Source organism: Streptomyces sp. NPDC046379 (genome assembly GCF_055587785.1).
The window spans coordinates 263,428-287,858 of the sequence record NZ_JBVJFP010000011.1 but is presented as its reverse complement, the minus strand read 5'-3'; the positions used below and the strand labels follow the sequence as shown (position 1 = coordinate 287,858).

26 protein-coding genes are annotated in these 24,431 nt (G+C 72.7%); 13 read left to right on the top strand and 13 right to left on the bottom strand.

Going from position 1 to position 24,431, the window contains the following annotated elements; all coding sequences use genetic code 11:
• Window positions 1-57: 57 nt before the first annotated feature.
• Both ACZ6KF_RS21165 and ACZ6KF_RS21160 read right to left on the bottom strand, forming a co-directional pair.
• Window positions 58-1,407 (bottom strand): M28 family peptidase, encoded by a 1,350-nt coding sequence (locus tag ACZ6KF_RS21165; RefSeq protein WP_469157775.1) that lies wholly within the window; start codon window positions 1,405-1,407, stop codon window positions 58-60.
• A 157-nt stretch (window positions 1,408-1,564) separates the two neighbouring features.
• Complete coding sequence (locus tag ACZ6KF_RS21160) at window positions 1,565-1,936, bottom strand: DoxX family protein (RefSeq protein WP_356636717.1); 372 nt, start codon at window positions 1,934-1,936, stop codon at window positions 1,565-1,567.
• Window positions 1,937-2,060: 124 nt separating this feature from the next.
• Between ACZ6KF_RS21160 and ACZ6KF_RS21155 the strand changes: the two genes are divergently transcribed.
• Both ACZ6KF_RS21155 and ACZ6KF_RS21150 read left to right on the top strand, forming a co-directional pair.
• On the top strand, window positions 2,061-3,332 hold the full coding sequence (locus ACZ6KF_RS21155) for a hypothetical protein (RefSeq protein WP_469239606.1): 1,272 nt from the start codon (window positions 2,061-2,063) through the stop codon (window positions 3,330-3,332).
• Window positions 3,333-3,584: 252 nt separating this feature from the next.
• Window positions 3,585-5,207, top strand: a complete 1,623-nt coding sequence (locus tag ACZ6KF_RS21150; RefSeq protein ID WP_356636713.1) for a cellulase family glycosylhydrolase — start codon at window positions 3,585-3,587, stop codon at window positions 5,205-5,207.
• A 96-nt stretch (window positions 5,208-5,303) separates the two neighbouring features.
• Here the strand turns inward: ACZ6KF_RS21150 and ACZ6KF_RS21145 are convergent, their stop codons facing one another.
• The 9 genes from ACZ6KF_RS21145 to ACZ6KF_RS21105 all read right to left on the bottom strand — a co-directional run bounded on the left by ACZ6KF_RS21145 (window position 5,304) and on the right by ACZ6KF_RS21105 (window position 12,162).
• Window positions 5,304-6,317 (bottom strand): MASE1 domain-containing protein, encoded by a 1,014-nt coding sequence (locus ACZ6KF_RS21145; protein ID WP_356636743.1) that lies wholly within the window; start codon window positions 6,315-6,317, stop codon window positions 5,304-5,306.
• 84 nt (window positions 6,318-6,401) lie between these two features.
• Window positions 6,402-7,241: a PP2C family protein-serine/threonine phosphatase gene (locus tag ACZ6KF_RS21140; protein ID WP_469239604.1), complete on the bottom strand. Its 840-nt coding sequence runs from the start codon at window positions 7,239-7,241 to the stop codon at window positions 6,402-6,404.
• Between the two features lie 88 nt (window positions 7,242-7,329).
• On the bottom strand, window positions 7,330-7,578 hold the full coding sequence (locus ACZ6KF_RS21135) for a HupE/UreJ family protein (RefSeq protein WP_469239602.1): 249 nt from the start codon (window positions 7,576-7,578) through the stop codon (window positions 7,330-7,332).
• A gap of 295 nt (window positions 7,579-7,873) precedes the next feature.
• Window positions 7,874-8,017: a hypothetical protein gene (locus ACZ6KF_RS21130; RefSeq protein WP_356636707.1), complete on the bottom strand. Its 144-nt coding sequence runs from the start codon at window positions 8,015-8,017 to the stop codon at window positions 7,874-7,876.
• 86 nt (window positions 8,018-8,103) lie between these two features.
• A complete protein-coding gene (locus tag ACZ6KF_RS21125; protein ID WP_356636705.1) occupies window positions 8,104-8,289 on the bottom strand; it encodes a hypothetical protein in 186 nt (61 codons plus the stop codon).
• 95 nt (window positions 8,290-8,384) lie between these two features.
• The gene (locus ACZ6KF_RS21120) at window positions 8,385-9,830 is read right to left on the bottom strand and encodes a glyceraldehyde-3-phosphate dehydrogenase (RefSeq protein ID WP_356636703.1); all 1,446 of its coding nucleotides are present in this window, start codon (window positions 9,828-9,830) and stop codon (window positions 8,385-8,387) included.
• 59 nt (window positions 9,831-9,889) lie between these two features.
• Window positions 9,890-11,038 (bottom strand): serine hydrolase domain-containing protein, encoded by a 1,149-nt coding sequence (locus ACZ6KF_RS21115; RefSeq protein ID WP_469239600.1) that lies wholly within the window; start codon window positions 11,036-11,038, stop codon window positions 9,890-9,892.
• 315 nt (window positions 11,039-11,353) lie between these two features.
• Window positions 11,354-11,791: a response regulator gene (locus ACZ6KF_RS21110; protein WP_356636701.1), complete on the bottom strand. Its 438-nt coding sequence runs from the start codon at window positions 11,789-11,791 to the stop codon at window positions 11,354-11,356.
• A gap of 2 nt (window positions 11,792-11,793) precedes the next feature.
• The gene (locus ACZ6KF_RS21105) at window positions 11,794-12,162 is read right to left on the bottom strand and encodes a hypothetical protein (RefSeq protein ID WP_356636699.1); all 369 of its coding nucleotides are present in this window, start codon (window positions 12,160-12,162) and stop codon (window positions 11,794-11,796) included.
• A gap of 128 nt (window positions 12,163-12,290) precedes the next feature.
• Between ACZ6KF_RS21105 and ACZ6KF_RS21100 the strand changes: the two genes are divergently transcribed.
• The 6 genes from ACZ6KF_RS21100 (at window position 12,291) to ACZ6KF_RS21075 (ending at window position 18,483) form a co-directional block, all read left to right on the top strand.
• Entirely contained in the window at window positions 12,291-13,877 is a 1,587-nt protein-coding gene (locus ACZ6KF_RS21100; protein WP_469239598.1) for a sensor histidine kinase, read from the top strand.
• Entirely contained in the window at window positions 13,874-15,109 is a 1,236-nt protein-coding gene (locus ACZ6KF_RS21095) for a PP2C family protein-serine/threonine phosphatase (RefSeq protein WP_469174950.1), read from the top strand. The genes ACZ6KF_RS21100 and ACZ6KF_RS21095 overlap by 4 nt, the downstream gene beginning before the upstream one ends.
• Window positions 15,110-15,237: 128 nt before the next feature.
• Entirely contained in the window at window positions 15,238-15,933 is a 696-nt protein-coding gene (locus ACZ6KF_RS21090) for a GAF and ANTAR domain-containing protein (RefSeq protein ID WP_356636693.1), read from the top strand.
• A gap of 180 nt (window positions 15,934-16,113) precedes the next feature.
• The gene (locus tag ACZ6KF_RS21085; protein WP_469239596.1) at window positions 16,114-17,169 is read left to right on the top strand and encodes a YihY/virulence factor BrkB family protein; all 1,056 of its coding nucleotides are present in this window, start codon (window positions 16,114-16,116) and stop codon (window positions 17,167-17,169) included.
• A gap of 141 nt (window positions 17,170-17,310) precedes the next feature.
• Complete coding sequence (locus tag ACZ6KF_RS21080; RefSeq protein WP_469174952.1) at window positions 17,311-17,760, top strand: SRPBCC family protein; 450 nt, start codon at window positions 17,311-17,313, stop codon at window positions 17,758-17,760.
• 159 nt (window positions 17,761-17,919) lie between these two features.
• On the top strand, window positions 17,920-18,483 hold the full coding sequence (locus ACZ6KF_RS21075; RefSeq protein ID WP_356636687.1) for a hemerythrin domain-containing protein: 564 nt from the start codon (window positions 17,920-17,922) through the stop codon (window positions 18,481-18,483).
• 156 nt (window positions 18,484-18,639) lie between these two features.
• Here ACZ6KF_RS21075 and ACZ6KF_RS21070 read toward each other — a convergent pair whose 3' ends face one another.
• Both ACZ6KF_RS21070 and ACZ6KF_RS21065 read right to left on the bottom strand, forming a co-directional pair.
• Window positions 18,640-19,167 carry a hypothetical protein gene (locus ACZ6KF_RS21070; protein ID WP_469239594.1) on the bottom strand — a complete coding sequence of 176 codons (528 nt, stop codon included), beginning with the start codon at window positions 19,165-19,167 and terminating at the stop codon, window positions 18,640-18,642.
• 182 nt (window positions 19,168-19,349) lie between these two features.
• Window positions 19,350-19,805, bottom strand: a complete 456-nt coding sequence (locus ACZ6KF_RS21065; RefSeq protein ID WP_356636683.1) for a flavodoxin family protein — start codon at window positions 19,803-19,805, stop codon at window positions 19,350-19,352.
• Between the two features lie 53 nt (window positions 19,806-19,858).
• Here ACZ6KF_RS21065 and ACZ6KF_RS21060 point away from each other — a divergent pair, with 53 nt between their 5' ends.
• The 5 genes from ACZ6KF_RS21060 to tgmA all read left to right on the top strand — a co-directional run bounded on the left by ACZ6KF_RS21060 (window position 19,859) and on the right by tgmA (window position 24,419).
• Window positions 19,859-20,554, top strand: coding sequence for a class I SAM-dependent methyltransferase (locus ACZ6KF_RS21060; protein ID WP_469157785.1), 696 nt, complete (start codon window positions 19,859-19,861; stop codon window positions 20,552-20,554).
• A 213-nt stretch (window positions 20,555-20,767) separates the two neighbouring features.
• A complete protein-coding gene (locus tag ACZ6KF_RS21055) occupies window positions 20,768-22,132 on the top strand; it encodes an FAD-dependent oxidoreductase (protein WP_469157786.1) in 1,365 nt (454 codons plus the stop codon).
• A gap of 157 nt (window positions 22,133-22,289) precedes the next feature.
• Window positions 22,290-23,462: a hypothetical protein gene (locus tag ACZ6KF_RS21050; protein WP_469239592.1), complete on the top strand. Its 1,173-nt coding sequence runs from the start codon at window positions 22,290-22,292 to the stop codon at window positions 23,460-23,462.
• A gap of 114 nt (window positions 23,463-23,576) precedes the next feature.
• Window positions 23,577-23,894: a YkvA family protein gene (locus ACZ6KF_RS21045; protein ID WP_356635645.1), complete on the top strand. Its 318-nt coding sequence runs from the start codon at window positions 23,577-23,579 to the stop codon at window positions 23,892-23,894.
• 333 nt (window positions 23,895-24,227) lie between these two features.
• On the top strand, window positions 24,228-24,419 hold the full coding sequence (gene tgmA / locus ACZ6KF_RS21040; RefSeq protein WP_356635647.1) for a putative ATP-grasp-modified RiPP: 192 nt from the start codon (window positions 24,228-24,230) through the stop codon (window positions 24,417-24,419).
• The last annotated feature ends 12 nt before the right edge of the window (window positions 24,420-24,431 follow it).

The following is a 24,431-nucleotide window of genomic DNA, read 5'->3' as shown; positions in this document are numbered from 1 at the left end:
ACGGACGCGAAACCCCGGGGCGCCGCGACACCCCGGGGTCACTCGTTCGAGTCACTGTCAGAACGTCAGTTTCCAGCTGTCGATGTACCCCGTGTCCTGGGCGGCGACGTCCTGGACCCGCAGCCGCCAACTGCCGTTCGCCGTCTCGCTCGACGCGTCGACGGTGTAGGTGGCGACGACGTTGTCCGCGGAGTCCGAACTGCTGGAGTTCTTCAGCCGGTACGCCGTGCCGTCCGGGGCGAGCAGATCGACGACCAGGTCGCCGCGCCAGGTGTGCTTGACGTCGACGCCGACCCGGAGCGCCGCTGGCGCGTTGCCCGTGCGGCCGGAGACGGCGACGGTGGAGGTGACGGCGGCGCCGTTGTCCGGGATGGCGACGTCGGCGGTGTTCTCGTACACGTCTCCGGGCTCCGGCGTGGCGCCCGTGCCGAGTGTCCAGATGGCGTGGGCGAGGGCGTCGCTGTTGCGGTCGAGCGCGGTGTCGTTGATGTTCGACGTGGTGTCGCAGGAGGAGTGGTAGCACCGGTCGAAGGCCTGACCGGCGGTGCCGCCCCACTTGGTCGCCTGGGCCGCCGTCTTGACCCGGCTGGCGCCGGTGAACAGTCCGCCGACGGGTATGCCGGCGTTCTTGAACGAGGCGTGGTCGGAGCGCCCGTCGCCCTCGGTCTCTATCTCGGTCGGCACGCCGATGCCCGCGTACCAGTCCTTGAAGACCTTCTCGATCGCCGGGTCGTCGTCGTAGACGAAGTAGCCGGGGTTCGGGGAGCCGACCATGTCGAGGTTGATGTAGCCCGCGATCTTCGCGCGCTCGGTGGTCGGCAGGGTGTTGACGTAGTGCTTCGAGCCGACGAGTCCCAGTTCCTCGGCGCCCCACCAGGCGAACCGCAGGTGCTTGGCGGGCTGGAGCTGGGCGCGGGAGACGGCGAGCGCGGTCTCCAGCACGGCGGCGGATCCCGAGCCGTTGTCGTTGATCCCGGCGCCGGAGGAGACGGAGTCGAGGTGGGCGCCGGCCATGACGACCTGATTGGCGTCCCCGCCGGGCCAGTCGGCGATCAGGTTGTAGCCGGTCGTGCCGGAGTAGGTGAACTGCTGGAGCGTGGTGACGAAGCCGGCCGCGTCCAGCTTGCCCCGCACGTAGTCGATGGACGCCTTGTAACCGGTGCGGCCGTGCGCACGATTGCCGCCGTTGGCGTTGGCGATGGACTGGAACTGCGTCAGGTGCGCCTTGACGCCCGCCAGCGGGATGTCGGGGGCGGCCTGCGCCCCGGCTCCCGCCCGGCCGGCGGCGTCCTCGGCCGAGGACGCCGGGGACGCGGCGAGCAGGCCCGCCACGGCGACGGCGACCACGGCCGCGGCCGCGGTGCGCCTGGGGGCCCTTCTGGGCAGGCTGGACCTCGGAATCGTCATGTGGGGGGCCGCACTTTCTCGTCGATGGGGAACCGGACGGAACATCTGGTGCTGTGGTGCCAGAGCTGTGCGGGTGCTGTGTGCGCCTGATGTTCATCCGAATGACGAGGTCACGTCAAGCCCTTTACCGGTCAGGAATGTCCGCTGAGCGAACACTTCATCCGGCGTCGCGGGCGACCTTGCGGGCCCAGAGCACGAGCGGCGCCTGAAGGGGCAGCCGGCCGAGGGCGGCGGCCTTCTGCGGCGCCGGCCTGTTCCGCCAGTCCACGGCCATCTTCACGTTGGCCGGGAAGACCCCGACGAAGAACGCCGCCGTGGCCAGTGCGGCGACCCGCCGGGTCCGGGGCAGCGCGACCCCGGCCGCCAGCGCCAGTTCGGCGGCGCCGCTCGCATAGGTCCACGCCCTCGGCGAGCCCGGCAGCGAACGGGGCACGATGGCGTCGAACTGGCGGGGGCGCGCGAAGTGCGCGGCGCCCGCGGCGGCCAGGAGACCGGCGAGGAGCAGCGGGGAGCGATCGGAACGGGACACGGTTCCTCCACGGAAGGGCGGCAGACGTTGTTACCCGACGGTAAGTAGGGGCGGGCGCAGCCTAACCCACGCCGGTCCGGCGCGGCTGCCGTACCTCCCGGGGCCGACGGCCGACAGTGAGGGGATGAGCGGTGAGGGAGTGAGCCCCGCGGGGACGAGCGGTGAGGAGACGGACGTCGAGCAGGTGATCGACGCGTTGTACGTACTGCCGCCGGGAGAGTTCGTGGCCGCCCGCGACGCGCGTGCGGCCGAGGCGCGCACGGCGAAGGACACGGCCGCGGCGAAGCGGATCTCCGCGCTGCGCCGCCCGACGCAGGCGGCCTGGGTGTCGAACCGTTTCGTCCGCGAGCGGCCCGACGAGGTCCGGCAACTCCTCACCCTCGGCGAGACCCTGCGGGAGGCGCATCGGCACCTGGACGCCCAAAAGCTGCGCGAGGCGGGCGGACGGCAGTACAAGGTGATCTCCGCACTGGCCCGGGAGGCGGCACAGGTCGCGGCCGGGGCCGGCGGGGCGGTCGGCGAGACGGTCGTTCAGGAGGTCGAGAAGATCTTCCACGCGGTCCTCGGCAGCCCCGACCTCGCGCGGGAGTGGGCGGCGGGCCGGCTGACGCGCACGCCGGACCCGACGATCGGCTTCGGAGCGGTGACGCCGGAGAGCCTGCCGGCCGGGCGAAAGGAGGCGGGCAGGGACGCCGAGGGCGGTGGGGCGGGGGACGCGGACGTTCGGGACACGGCGGCGGCCGACGAACAGGCGGTGAAGGCGTCCGCCCCGGCCGGGCCCTCCCCCGCCGGGACACCGCCCGCCGGACGGCGCCGGGGCGCGGCCACCGCACCCAAGAGGCCCCCGGCACAGAAAGACACGTCCAAGGAGGCCACGTCCGAGAAAGCCCCACCCAAGAAGCCGGCGTCCAAGAAAGCCCCACCGAAGAAGGCCCCGCCCGAGAAAGCCTCACCCAAGAAGGCCCCACCCAAGAAGGCCCCACCCAAGAAGCCGGCGTCCAAGGAACGCTCACCGGAGAAGCCGTCGCCGAAAGAGCCCCCGGCGGGAAAGTCGCCGCGCCGCCCCCGCCCCACCACGGCGGAAACCCGGCGCCGCGAAGAGCACGCCCAGGCCCTCGCCTCCGCCGAGCGGGCCGCCGCCGAGGCCCGGCATCGGCAGCGGGAGCAGCACTCCGCCGAGGACGCCCGGCACGCCGCGCTCTCCAGGCTCCGGGAGACCGAGGAGCGGGTCGCCCTGCTGGAGGAGCGGCTCCGGGAGGCGAGGGCGGAGCGGCGGGAGGCCCGTACGGAGGCGGAGCGGGCCCGCGCCGAAGCACGGAAGGCCGCCGACGCCGCCCGCGCGGCGGCCCGTTCGGCCGACGAGGCCGCGCGCACCGCGGCGCGTCCGGAGACGTAGCCGGACTCCGCCGCGCACACGCCGTGCCCCACCGCCCCACCCGCCGCCCCTCCAGCCCCATCGGTTCCGCAAAAGTTTCGAAAACGGGAGAACTGTTCGAGTTCTTGACGTGTCTTTGGCGCAATGGCTTCATGGGAGCGCTCCCACGCCGTGCGGACGCCCGGTTTCTTGCCGCTCACCATTGGAGTCGCAGTGAGAACAACAGTCAGAAGCACCCCTGTTCGGGTCAGAAGCAATCCCGTCCGTGCCCTGATGACCGCCCTCGCCGCCTTACTCGGCCTGGCCGTCGCCGGGACGCTCACCTCGGCGCCCGCGCACGCCGACGCGCCCGGAGCGCAGGCGACCGGCCTGCACATCGACAACGGGCGCCTTCTGGAGTCGAACGGCAACGATTTCGTCATGCGGGGCGTCAACCACGCCCACACCTGGTATCCGAACGAGACGCAGTCGCTGGCCGACATCAAGGCCCTGGGCGCCAACAGCGTCCGGGTCGTGTTGGCGGACGGCCACCGCTGGGCCGCGAACAGCCCCTCGGACGTGGCGGACGTCGTCGCCCAGTGCAAGGCCAACCGGCTCATCTGTGTGCTGGAGGTGCACGACACCACCGGTTACGGCGAGGAGGCCGCCGCCGGCACGCTGGACCAGGCCGCCGACTACTGGATCGGTCTCAAGAGCGTCCTCGCCGGTGAAGAGGACTACGTCGTCATCAACATCGGCAACGAGCCCTGGGGCAACACCAATCCGGCCGGCTGGACCGACCCGACCATCGCCGCGATCAAGAAGCTGCGCGGCGCCGGGTTCCAGCACACGCTCATGGTGGACGCGCCCAACTGGGGCCAGGACTGGCAGGGCGTGATGCGTGCCAACGCGCGGACCGTCTACGACGCCGACGCCACCGGCAACCTGATCTTCTCGATCCACATGTACAGCGTGTTCGACACGGCCCAGGAGATCACCGACTACCTGAACGCCTTCGTCGACGCCGAGCTGCCCATCCTCATCGGCGAGTTCGGCGGTCCCGCCGACCAGTGGGGCAATCCCGACGAGGACGCCATGATGGCCGCCGCCGAGCGGCTCGACCTCGGCTACCTGGCGTGGTCCTGGAGCGGCAACACCGACCCGATCCTGGACCTGGCGATCGACTTCGACCCGAACCGGCTCAGCTCCTGGGGCGAGCGCATCTTCCACGGCGCGAACGGCATCGCCCAGACCTCGAGGGAGGCGACGGTCTTCGGCGGCGGCACCCCGGGCGACACCCGCGCCCCCACCGCGCCGGGCACACCGACCGCCTCCGCCGTCACCTCCGACTCGGTGACGCTGAGCTGGGCCGCGTCGTCCGACAACGTCGGCGTGAGCGGATACGACGTCGTCCGGGTCGGCGGCACGACCGAGACCCCGGTCGCCTCCTCCGCCACCAACACCGTCACCGTCACCGGCCTCGCCGCCGACACCTCGTACACCTTCGGCGTGTACGCCCGTGACGCCGCCGGCAACCGCTCCGCCCGTTCCGCCACGGTGACCGTCACCACCGACGACGGCGGCAGCACACCCGGCACGCGCTGCTCGGTCGGCTACCGGGTCGTCCACGAGTGGCCCGGCGGCTTCCAGGGCGAGATCACCCTCCGCAACACCGGCACCACCGCCCTCAACGGCTGGACCCTCGGGTTCGCCTTCCCGAGCGGCCAGACCATCAGCAACATGTGGGGCGGCACGCCCAGCCAGAACGGCGCGAACGTGACCGTGGCCAGCGCCTCCTACACCTCGGCCGTCGCGGCCGGCGGTTCGGTGAGCGTCGGCTTCACCGCGACGAAGGGCTCCGCCAACGCTGCCCCGACCTCCTTCACGCTCGACGGCACCGCCTGCACCGCCGCCTGATCCGACCGAAGGCGCACCGACCGGCCGGGCGAGCCGTCCCGGCCGGTCGGTGGTCCCCCGCCGTCGTACCCCCGGTCGGGGTCGGGTGTCCCCGGCCTAGACCGGCGTCTCCGGCCAGCGGCCGGCGCCCTTCTCGCGCGTGGCCGGGCGAGGTGGCGGGGCCTCTCCCGCGGTGAGGTGGTCGAGGACCTCGACCAGTTCCTGGCAGGCGCGTTCCACGGAGCGCCGGGTGTTGCGCTGCTCGGTGATCACGGCCGACAGGAGCAGGGCGGTGAGGGCCATGCTGCCGTTGAAGGCCTGAAGTTTGATCATGACTTCGATGCGGCTCAGACCGGCGAACGGACCCACGTCGTCCGTCGCCGACACCGCGGCCATGACGGAGGTGAACAGCGCGCAGAGCATGCTGCCCAGGACCAGGAAGCGCAGGGCCGCCCAGATCAGCAGCGGGAACACCAGGAACAGCATGCTCACCGTGGAGCGCGTGGCCAGCGGCACGAAGACGCAGGCGGTGGCGGCCAGGACCAGGGCCTCCGGCAGACGGGTGGTGCGCGGGCGGCGGGCCCGGGCCAGCAGGAGCAGCAGCGGGGTGACGATCAGCACGCCCATCGCGTCCCCGACCCACCAGCCCAGGAAGACGGTCCCGAAGTCCGCGGCGGTGATCCGGTCCTGGCCGAGCAGGAACCCGGCCCCGCCGCCGGCGCTGATGAGCATGCCCGCCAGGGCGCCGAGTAGGACCAGGGCTATGCCGTCGCGCAGCCGGGCGAGGTCGGTGCGGAAGCCCACGGCGCGCAGCATGACGTACGCGGCGACGGGGCCGGCGGTACTGGTGGCGACGGTGACGAGCGCCGACGGGCGGAAGGAGGTGAAGGAGGTGAGCGACAGGATGACCAGGAGCGAGCCGAGGGCGATGCCGGGCCAGGCGCGCGGGCCGAGGACGAGCAGGGCGGCCAGGGCGATGCCGGTGGGGGGCCAGATGGGGCTGAACACCGCGTCGCCGACGGACAGTTCCCGCAGCAGGCCGAGCCGTCCCGCCGCGAAGTAGCAGGCGGCGACGGCCAGCGTCTGGAGGCCGGCGACGGCCGGCCGGCGCAGATCCCGCAGAGCCACCACAGCAGCCATCAGACACCGCCCGCGCCGTCCGTGCGAGGCGAGCGGGGCGGACAGGCGACCCGTCACGGCGGGCCCGTGGGGCGGTCAGGGGCCCGAAAACCGGGCGTCCGCGTCGTCGTGGCCGACCACGAGGACCGCGGCGTCGTCCTCGTGCCCCACCCGCTCGGCGCCCCTGATGACGGCCGCGGCGAGGGCGTCGGGGTCCATCCGGGCGACGGCGGCGATGCCCGCGAGGCGGACGACCTGGTCGAGGCCCTCATCGAGGCTGAGGTGGGGGCCTTCCACGACACCGTCGGTGAGCAGGACGAAGACGCCGCCGGTGGTGAGGCGGTAGCGGGTCACCGGATACGTCGTGCCCTCCTGGATGCCGAGGGGCGGGCCGCCCTCGTCGTCGGCGACGCCGGACTTGCCGTCCGCGGTGGCCCAGATCATCGGCAGGTGCCCGGCCCGCGCGCTCTCCAGCACCCCGGTGGCCGGGTCGAGCCGCATGAAGGTGCAGGTGGCGAAGAGGTCCGTGCCGAGGGTCATGATCAGGTCGTTCGTGACGGCGAGCAGGTCTCCGGGGTCGCTGGTGACGGAGGCCAGGGCGCGCAGGCCGACCCGCACCTGCCCCATGAACGCGGCCGCCTCTATGTTGTGGCCCTGGACGTCGCCGATCGAGAGCCCCAGGCGCCCGTCGGGCAGCGGGAAGGCGTCGTACCAGTCGCCGCCGACGTTCAGCCCGAAGCAGGCGGGGACATAGCGCGCCGCCAGATGGAAGCGGGGGGTGGTGGGCAGGTCGGCCGGGAGCATCCCGCGCTGCAGGGCTATGGCCAGCTCGACCCGGGACCGCTGGAATTCCGCGCGCTCGCGGGCCCGGGCCGTCAGGGAGCCCAGCCTGGCGAGCAGCTCGTCGCCGTCCTGGGACGGGCGCTTGCGGAACATCGGTCGCTCCCACGGGAACGGCGTCCCTTTTGGGTGAATAATTCGGTTTGTCACTTTACCCGGCCGCCGGAGCCTCCGCGTCGCGCGCTCAGACGGCGACGGCGATCCGGTCCCAGAACCAGTAGAGGCCGACGAGCACGATCGCCGCGGTCAGGGCGGGCGGCACCCAGCGCCGGGCGGCGGTCCGGCGCACCAGCAGGAGCGGCGGGAACACCGCGGCGATCACGCCGAGCTGGGCCGCCTCGACGCCCACGTTGAAGCTCAGCAGCGACAGCAGCAGCTCCCGGGACAGGCTGTCGCCGATTCCGGCCACGAGGAGCAGCGCGGCCAGGCCCACTCCCGCGAGCCTCCGTCCGCCGGGTCCGCCGGGCCGTCTTCGCCGCTGTGCTGGGCACATGAACGACCGCCCTCCCCGATCGCACCGAGTGAGAGGCATGCCGGACGATGCACTACATGCCCATGGCGGATCCTGGCGAGCGCAGGTGAACGGCGGAGAATCGTCCGCGGAACTGGTGGCGACGCACGGGCGGGCGGCGGCGCCCCGGACACGACGGACCGGCGCGGGTGATGATCACCCGCGCCGGTCCGTCGTGTGTCCGGCGTGTCCGTCCGGTGCCGGCCGGAGCCCGCGGTCAGGGCCGCTTGCGCAGCCGGGACAGCAGGCGCTGCGCCTGGGCCCGCTTGCGCGGGTCGGCGGCGGCGCGGCGGGCCTGGCCGATCGTCCGCTGCCCCTGCGGGCTGCGGGCGAACTCCTTGATGCGCTGAAGGATGGGCATGGTCTCTCCTCCCTCCCCGGGCGGCGGCGCGTTCCACCGCCTCGCGAGTCCGGCTACCCGCTCGGCAGCCGATCAGGCACGGCGGCTCACTCCTCGCGCTCGTACTCCGCCTGCGCGTTCCGTTCGGTGAGGTCCTTCTGGGCCGCCTCGTAGACGTTCCGGACGAACTTCCGGGCCTGCCGGCGGTCCATTCCCCGCTCCCGGCTGCTCACCAGCTCGTCCGCCCACTTGTCCACGGAACGGTTCGTGTCGTCCCGGTCGTCCCTGGCCATGACACCCTCCTCGGGGGAACGCGGGCGTGCCCGCACTCGTCGGGCGGCCCCTCTCCATCGTCCGCGCCCGGGCCCGGCCCGCAACCCGGGCCGGGTCAGGCCACCGGCGCCGGGAACGTCGGGTACTCCACGCCGGAGACGTGCTGCACCACGCGGACCACCTGGCAGGAGTAGCCGAACTCGTTGTCGTACCAGAGGTAGAGGATCGCGTTGTCCCCCTCCACCTTGGTCGCGCCGGCGTCCACGATCGAGGCGTGCCGCGAGCCGATGAAGTCGCTGGAGACGGCGTCGGGAGCGGTGATGAAGTCGATCTGGCGCTTGAGCGACGACGTCAGCGAGACCTCGCGCAGATGGTCGAGGACCTCCTCGCGGGTGGTCTCGCGGGCGAGCTGGAGATTGAGGATGGCGATCGAGACGTCCGGGACCGGGACGCGGATCGAGCTGCCGGTGATCCTCGCCTTGAGGTCGGGCAGCGCCTTGGCGACGGCGGAGGCGGCGCCGGTCTCGGTGATGACCATGTTGAGCGGCGCGGAGCGGCCCCGGCGGTCGGACTTGTGGTAGTTGTCCAGCAGGTTCTGGTCGTTGGTGAACGAGTGGACGGTCTCGACGTGGCCGCGCAGCACGCCGTACTCGTCGGCCATCGCCTTCAGCGGCGGCACGATCGCGTTGGTGGTGCAGGAGGCGCAGGACAGGATCCGCTCGTCCGGCTCGATGGCGTCGTGGTTGACGCCGTGCACGATGTTGGGGACGTCCCCCTTTCCCGGCGCGGTGAGCACGACCTTGTCGACGCCGGGCCGCAGGTGCTGGGACAGGCCCTCGCGGTCGCGCCATCTGCCGGTGTTGTCGATGAGGATGGCGTTGTCGATGCCGTACGCCGTGTAGTCGACCGTCGTGGGGTCGTCGCAGTAGATGACCTGGATCACGTTGCCGTTGGCGATGATCCGGCTGTTCGCCTCATCGACGGTGATGGTGCCCTGGAACTGGCCGTGGATGGAGTCCCGGCGCAGCAGGGAGGCACGCTTCACGAGGTCCTGGGCGCCGCTGTTGCGCACGACCACGGCGCGCAGCCGCAGTCCGTTGCCGGAGCCGGCCTTCTCGATGAGCAGCCGGGCCAGGAGCCGGCCGATGCGGCCGAAGCCGTAGAGGACGACGTCGCGCGGCTCGCGGCGCTCGATCTTGTGGACGCCGGTGGCGCCGGCGACGGCCTCGGCGGTGAACTCCGCCACGGAAAGACCCCGGCCGTCGGCGCGGTAGGTCTCGGCGAGCATGCCGATGTCGATCTGCGAGGGGCCGAGATCGAGGGTGGTGAGGGTCTGCAGGAACGGCATGGTCTCGGTGACCGAGAGCTCCGCGCCGGCGATCTGGCGGGCGAACCGATGGGTCTTGAGGATGCTGACCACCGACTTGTTCACCAAGGAGCGGCTGTGCAGCAGGACGGTCACGTCCCGCTCGCGCTGCAGCTTCCCGATGATCGGGATCATCGCCTCCGCGATCTCCTCGCGGTGCTTCCAATTCGTGAACGAGTCGTCGTTGACAGTCACAGGTCCATCTTTCGAGCTAGGTGGCGCTCAGATGATAACCACATGACTTTCCGGCCCGTTCACCCGGTCATCGCCCGCCGGTCGAGCAGGGCGCAGACGGCGTCCTCCTGGACCGCCCGCAACCGCGCGACCTGCTCCGGTGCGGTGGTCTCGTTGATCTGGGCGGTGACGGAGAAGGTCAGCGAGCGGCGGCCGTCCGGGGTGGCGGCGATCAGCTGGGTGTAGCCGGGGAAGTTGCCGGTGTGGCCGAGGACGGTGCCGCAGCGTGTCGCGTACCGGAAGATCGCCAGTCCGGCGGAGTTGCGGCCGGGGCCCGCGGGCTGGGAGGCGCCGGGGATCCACCGCCGCTGGGCGCGCAGCACGTCCTCGCCGTACAGCGCTCCCCCGGCGTAGGCGCGGACGAAGCGGTTCATGTCGGCGGGCGTGGAGACGATCCCGCCGGACGCCCAGACGCCGGAGGCGCCGAGGACCTCGCTCACGTCCTGCGGGGGCGGCGGGGTGACGTCGTAGCCGTGCAGATACGGCTCGGGCATCCGGTGGTCCTGCGGGAGGCTGGTCCGGCGCAGGCCGAGAGGGCGGTGGACCAGGTCGGCGAGGAGTTGTTCGTACGTCGTGCCGGTGGCCGCCTCCGCCATGAGGGCGACGGCGATGTTGTCGGAGTTGGAGTAGCGGTAGCGGCTGCCCGGCGGGAAGCGCAGGGGCTCGTCCGCGACGTAGTCGAGCAGGCGGCGGGAGTCGAAGCGGCGGCGCGGGTCGGCGGTGACGTCGGCGAGGAACCGGGGGTCCTCGCTGAAGTCGGGCAGCCCGCTGGTGTGGTGCAGGAGCTGCCGCAGGGTCACGGCGGACCAGGCCCTCGGCAGCCGCGGCAGCCTCCGGCCCAGGGTGTCGTCCAGGCTCAGGCGCCCGCGGTCGACCAGGGTGAGGGCGACGGCCCCGCTGAAGGCCTTGGCGACACTGGCGATGCGCATGTGGTCGCCGGGGCGGGGCGGGCGGCCGGTGGCGAGGTCGGCGACTCCGGCGCGCAGCACCCGCCGCTCACCGTCCCGCTGGAGGACGGCGATCACGCCCGGCGGGCCGCCGGCGCCGCGGACGAGATCGGCGATCCGCCGCTGGAGCGCCTGCTCCGCGGGCGGGACGGGCGGCGGGGCGGGCGTCGCCGCCGTGCTCACGGCCGCCGGGCACAGGGAGGCCAGGCAGAGCGCGAGCACGCAGGCCGCTCGCACACGGGCGCGCCGGGACGGCCCCGGACGGCGAGGCGGGCCGGGCGGGGCGGACGGGCCGGAAGGAGGAAACGGGACGGCGGTACGAGACGGGATGGGCGGCGGAGACGGAACGGGACGAGGCTCCGGAGCCGGACGGAACTCCGGGGCCGGGCGGGACTCCGGTACGGGACGGCGGGAGGCGGGACGGCGCGGCATGGCGGCTCCTGGGCGCTGGGCGATCCTGCCGCCCAGCCTCCGCCGTCCGCCCGCCCCCGGCCCGCCGGCGCTGCTCCGGTCGGCCCAGCCCCGCCTCCGCCGGGGTTACGCCTCCCGCGGCGGCTTGACGGCGACGTCCAGGTAGAAGGTGTCGATGCTGCGCACCGCCTCCTCGAACTCCTCCAGGTTGACCGGCTTGGTCACGTAGGCGTTGGCGTGGTGGCGGTAGGCGCCCGAGACGTCGTCCGGCGCCGCGGAGGTGGTCAGCACCACCACCGGGATGGTGCACAGCTCGGCGTCCTCCTTGACCACGGCCAGGAACTCGCGGCCGTTCATGCGGGGCATGTTGAGGTCGAGGACGATCAGGTCGGGGCGCTGCTTGCCGGGGTCGCGCAGGTATTCGAGGGCTTCGACCCCGTCGGCCACCTGGGTGAGGTTGCGGGCGCCGCGATCGGCGAGAGCGTCCTGGATGAGCATCGCGTCGGCGATGTCATCCTCGACCAGCAGCACGTCGTAGGGGCGAGTGGTGTCGGAGACGACCATGACTATGAACTCCGGGGGACTGGAGAAGGAGTGTGACGGGGGGTGCTGCTGGTGATCAGGCCCGGCCAGCGGCGCCGGGCTCCCTGACGGCTCATGCTCGACGCCCGGCCGATCTCGGGATAACCCGCGCCGGCCGCCGCCGCGGCCCTGGCCGCGTGATGCTCCAGGAGCTGAGCCGCCCGCTCGACCTGGATGAGCACCTGGAGCCGAGCGAGGGCCTGCCGGCGTGCCGCGACGACCGCGTCGTCCGTGCCGCCGGGCACGTCCACGGCACGTCGCGCGATCCGGCGGGCCACTTCGTCCACCACTTCGATCACGAGATCGGTCATCTCCCCGTCGTTCATGGGCAGGGGGAAGTGGGAGGCAGACATGCCACTACCCTAAGCGCCGCCGCACCTGCCGACAACAACCGTTGTCACCGGATGTGTATGGTGGGCGTTCCGCCGGGTGCGCCGCGCCGCCGCGGTCGTGTCGAGGACGAGGAGCTACGCAGGTCGTGATGAGTGAGCAGTCGTCCAGGGCCGCCTCCCGGGTCGCCGGCTGGACCACTCGCCGCTGGCTGCGGGTGAGCGTCGCGGTCACCCTGGCCGTCCTCGCGGTACTGGGCTCCCTGGGCGCCTGGGCGATGTCCCGCACCTCGGACCTGACCGACCAGCTCGTGGAGCGCCGGTCGCCCGCGCTGACGTACGCCGTGCGGCTGGAGACGGCCCTGGTCAACCAGGAGACCGGGGTCCGCGGCTACGGCCTGTCCGGACGGCGCGACTTCCTCCAGCCGTACCGGCAGGGCGTGACCGACGAGCGGACCGCGCTCGACCGGCTCGACCGGCTCACCGCGGACGACCCGCGGGGCCGGGCGGACCTCGCCACCGTGCGCCGGCTCGCGGACCGCTGGCAGGAGCAGTGGGCGCGGCCCATAGCGCAGGCGGACCCCGAGGAGGCGCTGCCGCTGGCCGAGCGGCGCGCCACCGCGGGCAACACGGCGTTCGACGCCCTGCGCGACGCCATGGCCCGGCAGCAGGAACATCTCCAGCAGGAGCAGTCGGCCGCCCGGGACGACCTGCGCCGGGCGCTGACCGTGCGCAACGCGGCGCTCGCCGTGATCGCGGCCGTCATCGCCCTCACCGCCGTCCTGGTGTTCGAGGCGCTGCGACGGGGCATCAGCGCGCCGCTGGCCCTGCTCGCGCACGGGGCGCGGGAGGTCGGCAGCGGCCGCTTCGACCGGCCGATCACCGTGACCGGTCCGGCCGACCTGCGTCAGCTGGGCGCCGACGTGGAGTCGATGCGCCGCCGGCTGCTGGCGGAGCTGGAGTTCAGCGAGCGCTCCCGGCGGCTGCTGGACGAGCAGGCGACCGACCTCAAGCGCTCCAACACCGAGCTGGAGCAGTTCGCCTACGTCGCCTCGCACGACCTCCAGGAGCCCCTGCGCAAGGTGTCGAGCTTCACCCAGCTGCTGCAGCGCCGCTACGGCGGGCAGCTGGACGAGCGGGCCGACCAGTACATCGACTTCGCCGTGGACGGCGCCAACCGCATGCAGGTCCTCATCAACGACCTGCTCGCCTTCTCCCGGGTGGGCCGCGTGCACAACGACCACGCGCTGGTCGACCTCGCCCAGATCGTCGACCGCACCCTGGACACCCTCAGCGTGGCCGTCGAGGAGAACGGCGCCCGGATCGCCCACGACCCGCTGCCCACCGTCGTCGGCGACGCCACCCAGCTCGGCATGCTCTGGCAGAACCTGCTCTCCAACTCGATCAAGTTCCGCCGCCCCGACGTGCCGCCGGAGATCCGGATCACCGTCGAGCGCGCGGACGACTTCTGGGAGTTCGCCGTCGCCGACAACGGCATAGGCATCGATCCGGAGTTCCAGGAGAAGGTGTTCGTCATCTTCCAGCGGCTGCACACCAGGGACGCCTACCCGGGCACCGGAATCGGGCTGGCCATGTGCAAGAAGGTCGTGGAGTTCCACGGCGGGAACATCCGGATCGACCCTGGTCACACGACCGGCACCCGCGTCGTGTTCACCCTTCCCGTTGAGCACTCCGCCGAGCATCCGGCGGCGGACGGCGCGCGAGAGGCACACCCGTGACACAGGCATCCGTGGGACAGACGCCACCCCTGCGCATCGCACTCGTCGAGGACGACGACGGCGACGCGCTGCTGGTGGAGGAGCTGCTGTCCGACACCGACCTCCGGTACGCGCTCGTGCGGTGCAGAACGCTCGCCGCGGCGCGCGCCGAGCTGGCGGTGCGCCACTTCGACTGCGTGCTGCTCGACCTGCATCTGCCGGACGCGTCCGGGCTCGGCACCGTCGAGGCGATCCAGCACACCGACACGCACGCCGCGGTCATCGTCCTGACCGGCCTCGCCGAGCCGCACGCCGGCGTCGAGGCGCTGGCCGCCGGCGCCCAGGACTATCTCATCAAGGGCAAGGTCGAGCCAGACCTGCTGCAGCGGGCCGTGCGCTACGCCGTCCAGCGCAAGCAGGCCGAGCGGGCCAACGCGGCCCTCCAGGTGGGCCGGCTGCGCGCCCAGGAGAACGCCCGGCTGGAGCGCGGACTGCTGCCGACGCCGATCCTCTCCTCCCCCGTCGTCAGCGCCACCAGCCGCTATCTGCCCGGCCGGGAGCAGGCCCTGCTCGGCGGTGACTTCCTCGACGTCGTGCAGACCGACGACGGACAGGTCCACGCGATCATCGGCGACGTCAGCGGGCACGGCCCCGACGCCGCCGCGCTCGGGGTCTGTCTGCGCATCGCGTGGCGCTCCCTCACCCTCGGCGGCCACCGCGACCAGGAGCTGCTGCGCCTGCTGGAGCAGATCCACACCGCCGAACGCACCGGCAGCGACCTGTTCACCACCTGCACGCTCATCACCCTCGATCCGCACGCCGCGACGGTGCGGCTGCACCTGGTCGGCCACCACGAACCGCTGCTCGTCGGCCCCGACGGCGCCCGTGTCCTGGAGGCGCCGCACGGTGTCGCCCTCGGCATCGTGCCGGGCCTCGGCCAGTGGCCGTCCGTGACCCTGCAGCTCCCGCCCACCGGCACGCTGATCGCGTACACCGACGGCCTGATCGAGGGCTACCGGGACGGCGGCGAGGAGCGGCTCGGAGTCGACGGGCTGCTGCGCATCCTGGAGGAGACCCGGGAGTCCGACCCGGGCAAGCACCTCGACGCGGTGATCGGCCGGGCCCGCGGCCTCAACGCCGAGCGCCACACGGACGACCTGGCCATCCTGCGCCTGGACTGGGCCGCCCGCCCCGCCCGCCACGGCGAGCGCACGGTCCCGCGCCAGGCCCCCGGGCACGCCGCCCGGCGCTGACACCGCCCGCGGACCCGGTCGCCGAATTCATGGCGCCGGACGGTGCGGGGTCCGGGAGGTAGGCTGCGGTCACGGTCGGCCGGTCCGTCGGCCGGGCCGGCACACCGACGGGCGGGTGGTGGACAGGGATGGACTGGCGCGAGTTCGCCGAACGGATGGCCGCCTTCGCCCGGGATCTGCTGGCGAAGGACTCCACGCAGGAGACGCTCGACGCGATCAGCGTGCAGGCCGTGGGACTGCTGGAGGGCTGCGACGCCGCCGGCGTCCTGGCGCTGCGCAAGGGCGAGGTGGTCACTCTCTCGGCGTACGGCGAGATGGTCGAGGACTCCGACCGGCTGCAGGGCGAGCTGTGCGAGGGCCCCTGCTTCGACGCGGCCCGGCGCACCGACGGCGAGCGGATGTTCCGCATCGCCGACCTGACCCGGCCCCAGCCGGACTGGCCCCGGTACGCGCCCGCCGCCCGTGACCTGGGCGTGGGCAGCATGATGGGCTTCCTGCTCTACACCCGCGACGAGGACTACGGCGCCCTCAACGTCTACTCCCGCCGCCCCGGCGCGTTCACGGCTCAGAGCGAGACCGCCGGCCTGGTCCTCGCCTCGCACGCCGCCGTCGCGCTGGCCGCCGCCCGCACGGTGGACCAGCTGGAGCAGGCCCTGGACAGCCGGCACGCGATCGGCGAGGCGATGGGCATCCTGCGCGAACGCCACCGGCTCAGCGAGGACGAGGCCTTCGACGTGCTGCGCCGCATCTCCCAGACGCACAACGTCAAGCTCCGCGAGGTCGCCCGCACGATCCGCCTCGAGGCCGACGGCCGCAAGGGCTGAGGGCGTCGGCCACCGGGGAGTCGGCATCCGGGGACGGGGCCGGTGGACCGGCCACCCGCTGGGTACCTGGGGAGCAGACGACGCCGGCGCCGTTGGACCCGGCCTCGTCGGGGTGTCGTGGTTCGGACCGGAGCCACGGCACCGCTGCTTGAAGCGCGGCCGAGCGGTTACTCGGCCCCCATGGCAAAGCTGCATCTTCCTGGGCGCAAGGAACACCGCGTCGACCCGAACCCCTCGCCCGAGGAGGCCGGTCCGGGGCCCGAGGTGGAGCGGGCGGCGCCCGACACTCCGGCCCACCTGTCGAAGCGTTCCTGGCTCGCGGTGCTCAAGGGCAGTGTGCGCGAGTTCAAGGACGACGAGCTGACCGACCGCGCCGCGGCGCTGACGTACTACGGGGTGCTGGCGCTGTTCCCGGCGCTGCTGGTGCTGGTGTCCCTGCTGGGCCTGGCCGGCAAGTCCACCACGGACCGGGTGCTGGAGAACGTCGAGAAACTCGCCCCCGGCCCGGCGCGCGACATCATCACCCGGGCCGTGGAACAGCTCCAGAACAACTCCGGCATCGGCTCGATCATGGCCGTCGTCGGTCTGGTGCTGGCCGTGTGGTCCGCCTCCGGCTTCGTCGCCGCGTTCATGCGCGCCTCGAACGCGGTCTACGACATGCCCGAGGGGCGACCGGCGTGGAAGATCCTCCCGGTGCGGCTCGGTGTGACCGTCGTGCTGATGGTCATGGCCGTGATCAGCGCGCTCATCGTGGTCTTCACCGGCGGGCTGGCGAAGGAGGCCGGGGAGATCCTCGGCGTCGGCGACACCGCGCTCACCGTGTGGTCGATCGCGAAGTGGCCGGTGCTGGTCGTCCTGGTCACCCTGATGATCGCGCTGCTGTACTGGGCGAGCCCCAACGCCAAGGTGCGCGGCTGGCGGTGGATCACCCCGGGCAGCTTCCTCGCCCTGGTGATCTGGCTGGTCGCCTCGGCCGGCTTCGCCTTCTACGTCGCCAACTTCGCCTCGTACAACAAGACGTACGGCACCATGGCGGGCGTCATCGTCTTCCTGATCTGGCTGTGGATCAGCAATCTGGCGATCCTGCTGGGGCTGGAGTTCGACGCCGAGACGGCGCGCCAGCGGGCCATCGCGGGCGGGCATCCGCCGGAGGCCGAGCCGTACACCGAGCCGCGCGACACCGCCAAGTGGGACGAGCAGGACCGGCGCCGGATCGAGCGCGACGGCGGCGTCTGACGGCGCCCGCGCGCGGTGCTCCGACGCCCCGCGCCGGGCGATCCGACGTTCGGTGTCGGGCGATCCGCATTCGGCAGGAGTGCTTCGCCTGTGAACAGGTACCCGGAAAGCGTCCGGAAGCCGAAGAGCGAAGGAGAAGCGATGTCGAAGGTCGAGGAATCCATCAAGGTCGACGTCCCGGTGCACACGGCCTACAACCAGTGGACCCAGTTCGAGTCGTTCCCCGAGTTCATGGGCGGGGTCGAGCGGATCGAGCAGCGCACGGACACGCTGACCCACTGGGTGACGAAGGTGGGCGGCGTCCAGCGGGAGTTCGACGCCCGTATCACCGAGCAGATCCCGGACGAGCGGGTCGCCTGGACGACCGTCGGCGGGGAGGCCGAGCAGGCGGGCGTGGTGACGTTCCACCGGATCGACGACGGCACGACCAAGGTGATGCTCCAGATGGAGTTCGATCCCGACGGCATGACGGAGACCGTCGGCGACAAGCTCGGTGTGGTGAAGCGGCAGGTCAGCGGTGACCTCAAGCGCTTCAAGGAGTTCATCGAGAAGCGTGGCACGGAGACCGGCGCCTGGCGCGGCGCGGTCTGACACGAGCGGCGAGGGCGGGGCCGCGGCCGGTGGGCCGCGGCCCCGCCGCCGTACGAGTGGCGGCATGTCACCGGCCGTGTCGGTGCGGCGCGCGCAGGGCACCCGTAGGCGGAGGCGGGACCGCAGGGAACCGCCGGCTCATCCGGAAGCGAGGAAGACATGGGACATGGTGGAAACGTCATCGACGAACTGATGACCGATCACCGCGAGGTGGAGGAGCTGTTCGGCAAGATCGAGGCGCTGCCGCCCGGTGACAAGAAGCGCAAGCTGCACGCCGATCAGGTCACGATGGAGCTGGTGCGGCACTCGGTGGCGGAGGAGGCGTATCTCTACCCGGCCGTGCGCGAGCACGTCCCCGACGGCGACTCCATCGCCGACAAGGAGCTGGAGGACCACGCCAACGCCGAGCAGATCATGAAGGATCTGGAGGGCTGTGAGGCGGACGACCCGGAGTTCGACCGGCTCGTCGGCATGCTGATGAGCGAGATCCGTATGCATGTGGCCGACGAGGAGGCGAACCTCTTCCCCAGGCTGGCCGCCGCCTGTCCGCCCGAGGCGCTCGACCAGCTCGGCGACAAGGTGCGCCAGGCGAAGAAGACGGCGCCGACCCGGCCACATCCGTCGGCCCCGGACAAGCCGCCGATGAACAAGCTGATGGCGCCGGGCGCCGGGCTCGTGGACCGGCTGCGGGACATGATGACGGGGCGCGGCAAGGAGCAGTGACCGCGGTCGGCCGGGGCGGCGCGGACGTGCCCCGTCCGGGCACGCGGGCCGCCCCGGCGGACGGACCGTGATCCGTCCGGGCGCGCGGGCGGTGATCCGCCCGGGCCGGCGGGGCGCGGCCCGTGGTCCGTCCGGCCTCGCGGGCGGGTGCGGCCGTCAGGCGACGAGCTGGTTCCCGGAGCTCAGGCGGTCCAGGAGACCGTCCTGGTGCAGTTCGGCCACGGGGAGCACGAGGTCGGGGTGGCGCAGCAGGGCCGCGGCCCGCCGGTCACGCTCGTCGGGGTGGAGCAGCCGCCGGAACTCGGCGGGCGCGCCGCCCGGCCGGCCGTCCTCGGCGAGCGCGGCCACCGCGAGACGGGCCAGCTGCGGGTCGGTGAGCAGCCCGGCCGCCCAGCTCGCCACGACCTCGTCCACCCAGGTGCGCCAGGCATGCCCGTCGGGGTCCGCCGCGTCGGTCGTATCCGCGCCGGTCACCCAGTCCAGGCGGGCCGAGCCGCCCGGACCCGCCATGACGACCAGCGCGGCGTCCATGGGCGTCAGGTAGCGCAGCCGCGCCGCGACCGTCACGGCCTGCCGTGCCTGCGCCTCGCACAGGGCGGCGGCCATCGCTCCCCCGGACGCCGGGTAGGCGCACGTCAGCCACTGTGTGGTGGCCGCTATCAGCGGGGAGAGGTCTGCGAGCACGTCGAGGGCCGTCCGGTTCGCCTGCGGGTCGGGGGGCTGGACGGAAACGGTAGCCCGCGACCCGACCGCGAGGACATGGCCCAAACCTCATCCGGGACGTGGTTTCGGCCACACCGCGGCTTCTTCCGGTACGCGGCGCGGCCGGACCGCCGTCTCCGCCGGCACGCGCCGCGACACGAGCGCTACGGCTCCATGAGCCCGGCGGCCACCGTCGCGCCGAGTTCCCGGCAGGCCTCGGTGTCGGCCCTGCCGGGCTCGCCGGTGACGGTGACCGCGCCGGCCGCGCGCCGCCAGCCGAGACCGGTGGTGATCGTCTCGATGCCGCGGACGGCGCCGGTGACGTCGTTGCCGCCGTGGACGTAGTAGCCGAAGGGCCGGCCGCGCGTCTCGTCCAGGCAGGGGTAGTACACCTGGTCGAAGAAGTGCTTGAGCGCGCCCGACATGTAGCCGAGGTTCGCCGGGGTGCCGAGCAGATAGCCGTCGGCGGCGAGCACGTCGGACGCCGTGGCGGACAGCGCAGCGCGCCGCACGACCCGGACGTTCTCGATGTCGGGGTCCGTCGCGCCGTCGACCACCGCCTCGAACAGCGCCTGGCAGTTGGGCGACGGCGTGTGATGCACGATCAGCAGGGTGGGCACGGTGAGAACCCTAGACGCCGCCCGCCGGGTCCCGTTGTCACCCCGGGTTCCGGATGCGACGATGCCGGGCACCGGCACACCTGGCGAAGGGAATCCATGTGACCGAGGGGGATCACCGAGCGCGCGGCGCCGAGGTGTTCGACGCGATCGGGGCGCGGTACGAGGAGGCGTTCGCGGGGTCCGAGGCGCACCGGGAGTCGCTGGAGTGGCTGCTGGAGCGGCTGGCGCCCGGGAGCAGGGTGCTGGACGTGGGCAGCGGCACCGGCCGGCCCACCGCCGACACGCTGGCCGCGGCCGGCCACGAGGTGCTGGGCGTCGACTTCTCCCCCGTGATGGTCGACCTGGCCGTGCAGCGGGTGCCGGACGCGACGTTCCGCTGCGCCGACATCCGGGAACTGCCGCTCGGGACGGGGTTCTTCGACGCGGTCTGCGTGTACTTCTCGCTGCTCCAGATGACCCGCGCGGAGCAGTCCGCCCTGGTGCGGCGGCTGACGGCGGCGCTCCGGCCCGGGGGGTACGTGATCCTGGCCACCGTGCCCCTCGACGTCGAGGGCGTGGACGCCGTCTTCATGGGCCGGCCGGTGCGGGTGACCAGCTTCGGCGCCGAGGAGTTCACCGCGCTCGCGACCGACGCGGGACTGACCGTGCTGCGGCGGCAGAGCACGGTGTTCACGCCGGCGCATCCGGAGGCGGTTCCCGAGCCCCATCTGTACCTGTACTGCCGGCGCGAGGCCGGCGCGGGGAGCTGATCCGGGCGGGCCGGGGGTCCGGCAGCGCGGTCGGGACCGGCTGCGGCGGCGGCCGGGCCGCCCAGGGGCCCTCCACCGCCACCCAGGTGCGCCTTATGCTTGGCATAAGATCGCCTTATGGGCCCATAGACCGGACCCCGGTACCAGGTAAGGCTTGCCTTAGCTTAGGCTTCCCGTCGAGTCGTTTCGTCACCACTCGAAGGGAACCCGATCATGCCCCGCCCCCTGCGGGTAGCAATCGTCGGCGCCGGTCCTGCCGGGATCTACGCCGCCGACGCACTGCTCAAGTCCGACGTGGCCGCCGAGCCCGGCGTGTCCATCGACCTCTTCGAGCGGATGCCCGCGCCGTTCGGACTGATCCGCTACGGCGTCGCCCCCGACCATCCCCGGATCAAGGGCATCATCACGGCCCTCCACCAGGTGCTGGACAAGCCGCAGATCCGGCTGTTCGGCAACGTGGACTATCCCTCCGACATCAGCCTGGACGACCTGCGCTCGTTCTACGACGCCGTGATCTTCTCCACCGGCGCGATGGCCGACCGGGCCCTGCCCATCCCCGGGATCGACCTCGACGGCTCCTACGGTGCCGCCGACTTCGTCTCCTGGTACGACGGCCACCCGGACGTGCCGCGCACCTGGCCGCTGGAGGCCGAGAAGGTCGCCGTCCTCGGCGTCGGCAACGTCGCCCTGGACGTCGCCCGCATCCTCGCCAAGACCGCCGACGAACTGCTGCCGACGGAGATCCCGCCGAACGTCTACGAGGGCCTGAAGGCCAACAAGGCGCTCGAGGTGCACGTCTTCGGCCGGCGCGGCCCGGCGCAGGCGAAGTTCAGCCCGATGGAACTGCGCGAGCTGGACCACTCCCCCAACATCGAGGTCATCGTCGACCCCGAGGACATCGACTACGACGAGGGCTCGATCGAGACCCGGCGCGGCAACAAGCAGGCCGACATGGTCGCCAAGACGCTGGAGAACTGGGCGATCCGCGACGTCGGCGACCGGCCGCACAAGCTCTTCCTGCACTTCTTCGAATCGCCCACCGAGATCCTCGGCGAGGACGGCAGGGTCGTGGGCCTGCGCACCGAGCGCACCGAACTGGACGGCACCGGCAACGTCAAGGGCACCGGCAAGTTCACCGACTGGGACGTCACCGCCGTCTACCGTGCGGTGGGCTACCTCTCCGACAAGCTGCCCAAGCTCCCGTGGGACCTCGACTCGGGCACCGTCCCGGACGAGGGCGGCCGGGTCATCGAGGAGAGCGGCGCGCATCTGCAGTCGACGTACGTCACCGGCTGGATCCGGCGCGGCCCGGTGGGTCTGATCGGTCACACCAAGGGCGACGCCAACGAGACGGTGTCCAACCTGCTGGACGACTTCGCGAACGGCCGGCTGCACACGCCGTCCGCGCCCGAGCCGCAGGCCGTGGACGCGTTCCTCGCCGAGCGCGAGATCCGCTTCACCACCTGGGAGGGCTGGTACAGGCTGGACGCCGCGGAGAAGGCGCTGGGCGAGCCGCAGGGCCGCGACCGGGTGAAGATCGTCGAGCGCGAGGACATGCTCCGGGAGAGCGGCGCGTAGGGCGCACGCCCCACGGCCGCGGAACACGGGCCCGGCGGACGCGTCCGCCGGGCCGGAACCCGACGCTGGCACCCTCCCGGGTGACCCCCGGGTCAACGGGGGCGACCTGCGGCGACGATACTGGCAATCGCCCCCGCCCCCGTTCACAGATGGACTCATGCCGACCTCCAGCACTGTCCGTACGACCACTCCCCCCACGGTGTGGCTGGCTCGCGGCCGCCACGTCGGATCCGGCGCCCACGATCTGCTCTGCCGGCGACTGCGACAGCAGCAGGACAGCGGGGCCATCCGCGCCTTCCTCGAACTGCCCCCGGCCGAGGACTCCGGGGACCGGGTGTTCGAGGCGCGGTGGGAGGCGGGCGGCGGTGTGACGGTGCGGGCCCGGCTCACGCTCACCGGTGGGCCCGGGGACGACGGAGCGGAACGGGAGTGGGTGCTGGCCGCCGAGGCCGAGGCCGCCTGGGACCCGCGGTGGCCGTCGCCCGCGACCGTGTTCTGGCCGGAAGCGCCGGGCACCGGCTGGGACCACGCGGCCGACGCCGGGCTGCGGCTGCGGCACGTCAACGCGCTCCCCGAGGACGACAAGGACCTGCGGCGGGTGCTGCGGGCCGCCGCGCGGGACTCCTGGGCCGTCCATGTCGTGGTGCACGAGGCCATGACGCCCGACGCACGCGGTCTGCTGCCGCTGACCCGGCTGATGCCCCCCGGCCTGCGCCACCTGGTGGTCGAGCACCGCGCCGCGCCCCAGCAGCTGCGGAAGGTCAACTACGCGCTGCGGGAGTTCGGCGTCGAGGTGCCCCGCGGCGGAGCCGTGGTGCTGCCGGGCGCACCCGCCGCCGAGAGCTACGACGCCGCCGCCTTCTGTGTGCGGACCGTCTTCCTGGACGGCAGCGAACCGGCCGAACTGAGCGACGCGGTGCGGCGTTTCGCCGCCTCGGCGAGGCCGCTGCCCCGGGGCGCGGACACCGTCCTCGCCGCACTCCGCGACGACTGGCACCTGCTCACGCTGGAGGAGGAACTCGACCGCCAGCGCGCGCTCGTCGCCATGTACGCCGAGGCGCTGGAGGCCATGACCAGGTCCCGGGACCTGTACCGGGAGGCGGCGGAGCGGGCCCACGAGGCGCTGGCCGCCTACCGCGAGTCGGCCGGCGATCCCCCGCCGCAGACGTCCGGGCAGACGCGGGAGGCGGCCGGCGCCTCCCCGCTCCAGCAGCTCACCCGCACCCTCGACCGGCTGCGGACCGGCCGGAAGTCCGCCCGCCCCGCCCGCCCCGCCCTCCCGGCGCCCGCCCAGGAGGCTCCCGGGAAGCGGACCGACACCGTCGGCTGACCCGCGCGGGCACGCCGATTGGGTCACACCCGCGTGCCGCAGGCAATACAGGGACCGTATGCGGGCATTCAAGGAAGGGACGCGCCGGTGTGCGCGCCGGACTGAGGAGGGCCCGTGGAGAACAGCACCACCGTGCTCGTCGTTGTCGCCGTGCTCCTCGCGGCCGTCCTGCTCGCCGCGGCCGTGGCGCTGCTCGTCCGGCTGGTCCGGGCACGCCGCGGACTGCGGCGCGCCGGGCTGCCGACCGGTCCCCGCTGGGTCTTCTGGGGGGCCGTGCTGTACTTCGTTCTGCCGACCGACCTGCTGCCCGACCCGGTGTACCTCGACGACATCGGCGTACTCCTGCTCGCCCTGCGCACGCTCCGCGCCCCCCTCGCCGCGACCGGCCGCCGGGCCACCCCCGCGGGTCACCGGCCCGGGGATGCGGCCTGACGGCACGGCAGATGCACGCCCCGCCGCGGGCGCGCACCGAGAAGAACCGCACCACTTTCACGCCCCACCGAGCACTTCACGCCCCATCCCGCGTCCACGTGCCTGCCTGTCGAGGCGGGTGTGCGGTACGCGTGCTCCACGATCGGTCAACCGGAGGGCCTCCTCCGCCGTCTCAGGTGCAGAGCGACCGAACCGCCGCCGCTCACGGAGCGTAAGGAAACCAATCACTCGTTCGACTCGTATAAGTCCATGGAAGCCCCGGCGTACCCCACGGGAAACGACGACATGGCAGGCCGGCGGCCCGGCCGGGGCAACACCCACGAGGGAGAGACGATGCAACCGTTCGCGCTCGACTACGCACGCCCGGCGGCGGAGTTGGCCGTCGCCACGCCCTACGCCTACGACCCCGGACTGCAGCTGAACGTGCTGCGCGACGGCCGGATCGCCGCCACCGACCTCGCCCTGCTGCGGGAGCTGGGCACCACGACGTCCACGGCCGGCTCCAAGACGCACTTCGACGACTGACCGCGGACCGTC

What these genes read in the sequence shown, in the direction of transcription:
- ACZ6KF_RS21080 (WP_469174952.1), top strand. Translation starts at nt 17,311, where the DNA reads ATGTCGAAGGTCGAGGAATCCATCAAGGTCGACGTCCCGGTGCACACG.
- ACZ6KF_RS21100 (WP_469239598.1), top strand. Translation starts at nt 12,291, where the DNA reads ATGAGTGAGCAGTCGTCCAGGGCCGCCTCCCGGGTCGCCGGCTGGACC.
- ACZ6KF_RS21085 (WP_469239596.1), top strand. Translation starts at nt 16,114, where the DNA reads ATGGCAAAGCTGCATCTTCCTGGGCGCAAGGAACACCGCGTCGACCCG.
- ACZ6KF_RS21125 (WP_356636705.1), bottom strand. Translation starts at nt 8,289, where the DNA reads ATGGCCAGGGACGACCGGGACGACACGAACCGTTCCGTGGACAAGTGG.
- ACZ6KF_RS21150 (WP_356636713.1), top strand. Translation starts at nt 3,585, where the DNA reads ATGACCGCCCTCGCCGCCTTACTCGGCCTGGCCGTCGCCGGGACGCTC.
- ACZ6KF_RS21075 (WP_356636687.1), top strand. Translation starts at nt 17,920, where the DNA reads ATGGGACATGGTGGAAACGTCATCGACGAACTGATGACCGATCACCGC.
- ACZ6KF_RS21140 (WP_469239604.1), bottom strand. Translation starts at nt 7,241, where the DNA reads ATGTTCCGCAAGCGCCCGTCCCAGGACGGCGACGAGCTGCTCGCCAGG.
- ACZ6KF_RS21105 (WP_356636699.1), bottom strand. Translation starts at nt 12,162, where the DNA reads ATGTCTGCCTCCCACTTCCCCCTGCCCATGAACGACGGGGAGATGACC.
- ACZ6KF_RS21155 (WP_469239606.1), top strand. Translation starts at nt 2,061, where the DNA reads ATGAGCGGTGAGGGAGTGAGCCCCGCGGGGACGAGCGGTGAGGAGACG.
- tgmA (WP_356635647.1), top strand. Translation starts at nt 24,228, where the DNA reads ATGCAACCGTTCGCGCTCGACTACGCACGCCCGGCGGCGGAGTTGGCC.
- ACZ6KF_RS21055 (WP_469157786.1), top strand. Translation starts at nt 20,768, where the DNA reads ATGCCCCGCCCCCTGCGGGTAGCAATCGTCGGCGCCGGTCCTGCCGGG.
- ACZ6KF_RS21165 (WP_469157775.1), bottom strand. Translation starts at nt 1,407, where the DNA reads ATGACGATTCCGAGGTCCAGCCTGCCCAGAAGGGCCCCCAGGCGCACC.
- ACZ6KF_RS21130 (WP_356636707.1), bottom strand. Translation starts at nt 8,017, where the DNA reads ATGCCCATCCTTCAGCGCATCAAGGAGTTCGCCCGCAGCCCGCAGGGG.
- ACZ6KF_RS21110 (WP_356636701.1), bottom strand. Translation starts at nt 11,791, where the DNA reads ATGGTCGTCTCCGACACCACTCGCCCCTACGACGTGCTGCTGGTCGAG.
- ACZ6KF_RS21050 (WP_469239592.1), top strand. Translation starts at nt 22,290, where the DNA reads ATGCCGACCTCCAGCACTGTCCGTACGACCACTCCCCCCACGGTGTGG.
- ACZ6KF_RS21090 (WP_356636693.1), top strand. Translation starts at nt 15,238, where the DNA reads ATGGACTGGCGCGAGTTCGCCGAACGGATGGCCGCCTTCGCCCGGGAT.
- ACZ6KF_RS21060 (WP_469157785.1), top strand. Translation starts at nt 19,859, where the DNA reads ATGCGACGATGCCGGGCACCGGCACACCTGGCGAAGGGAATCCATGTG.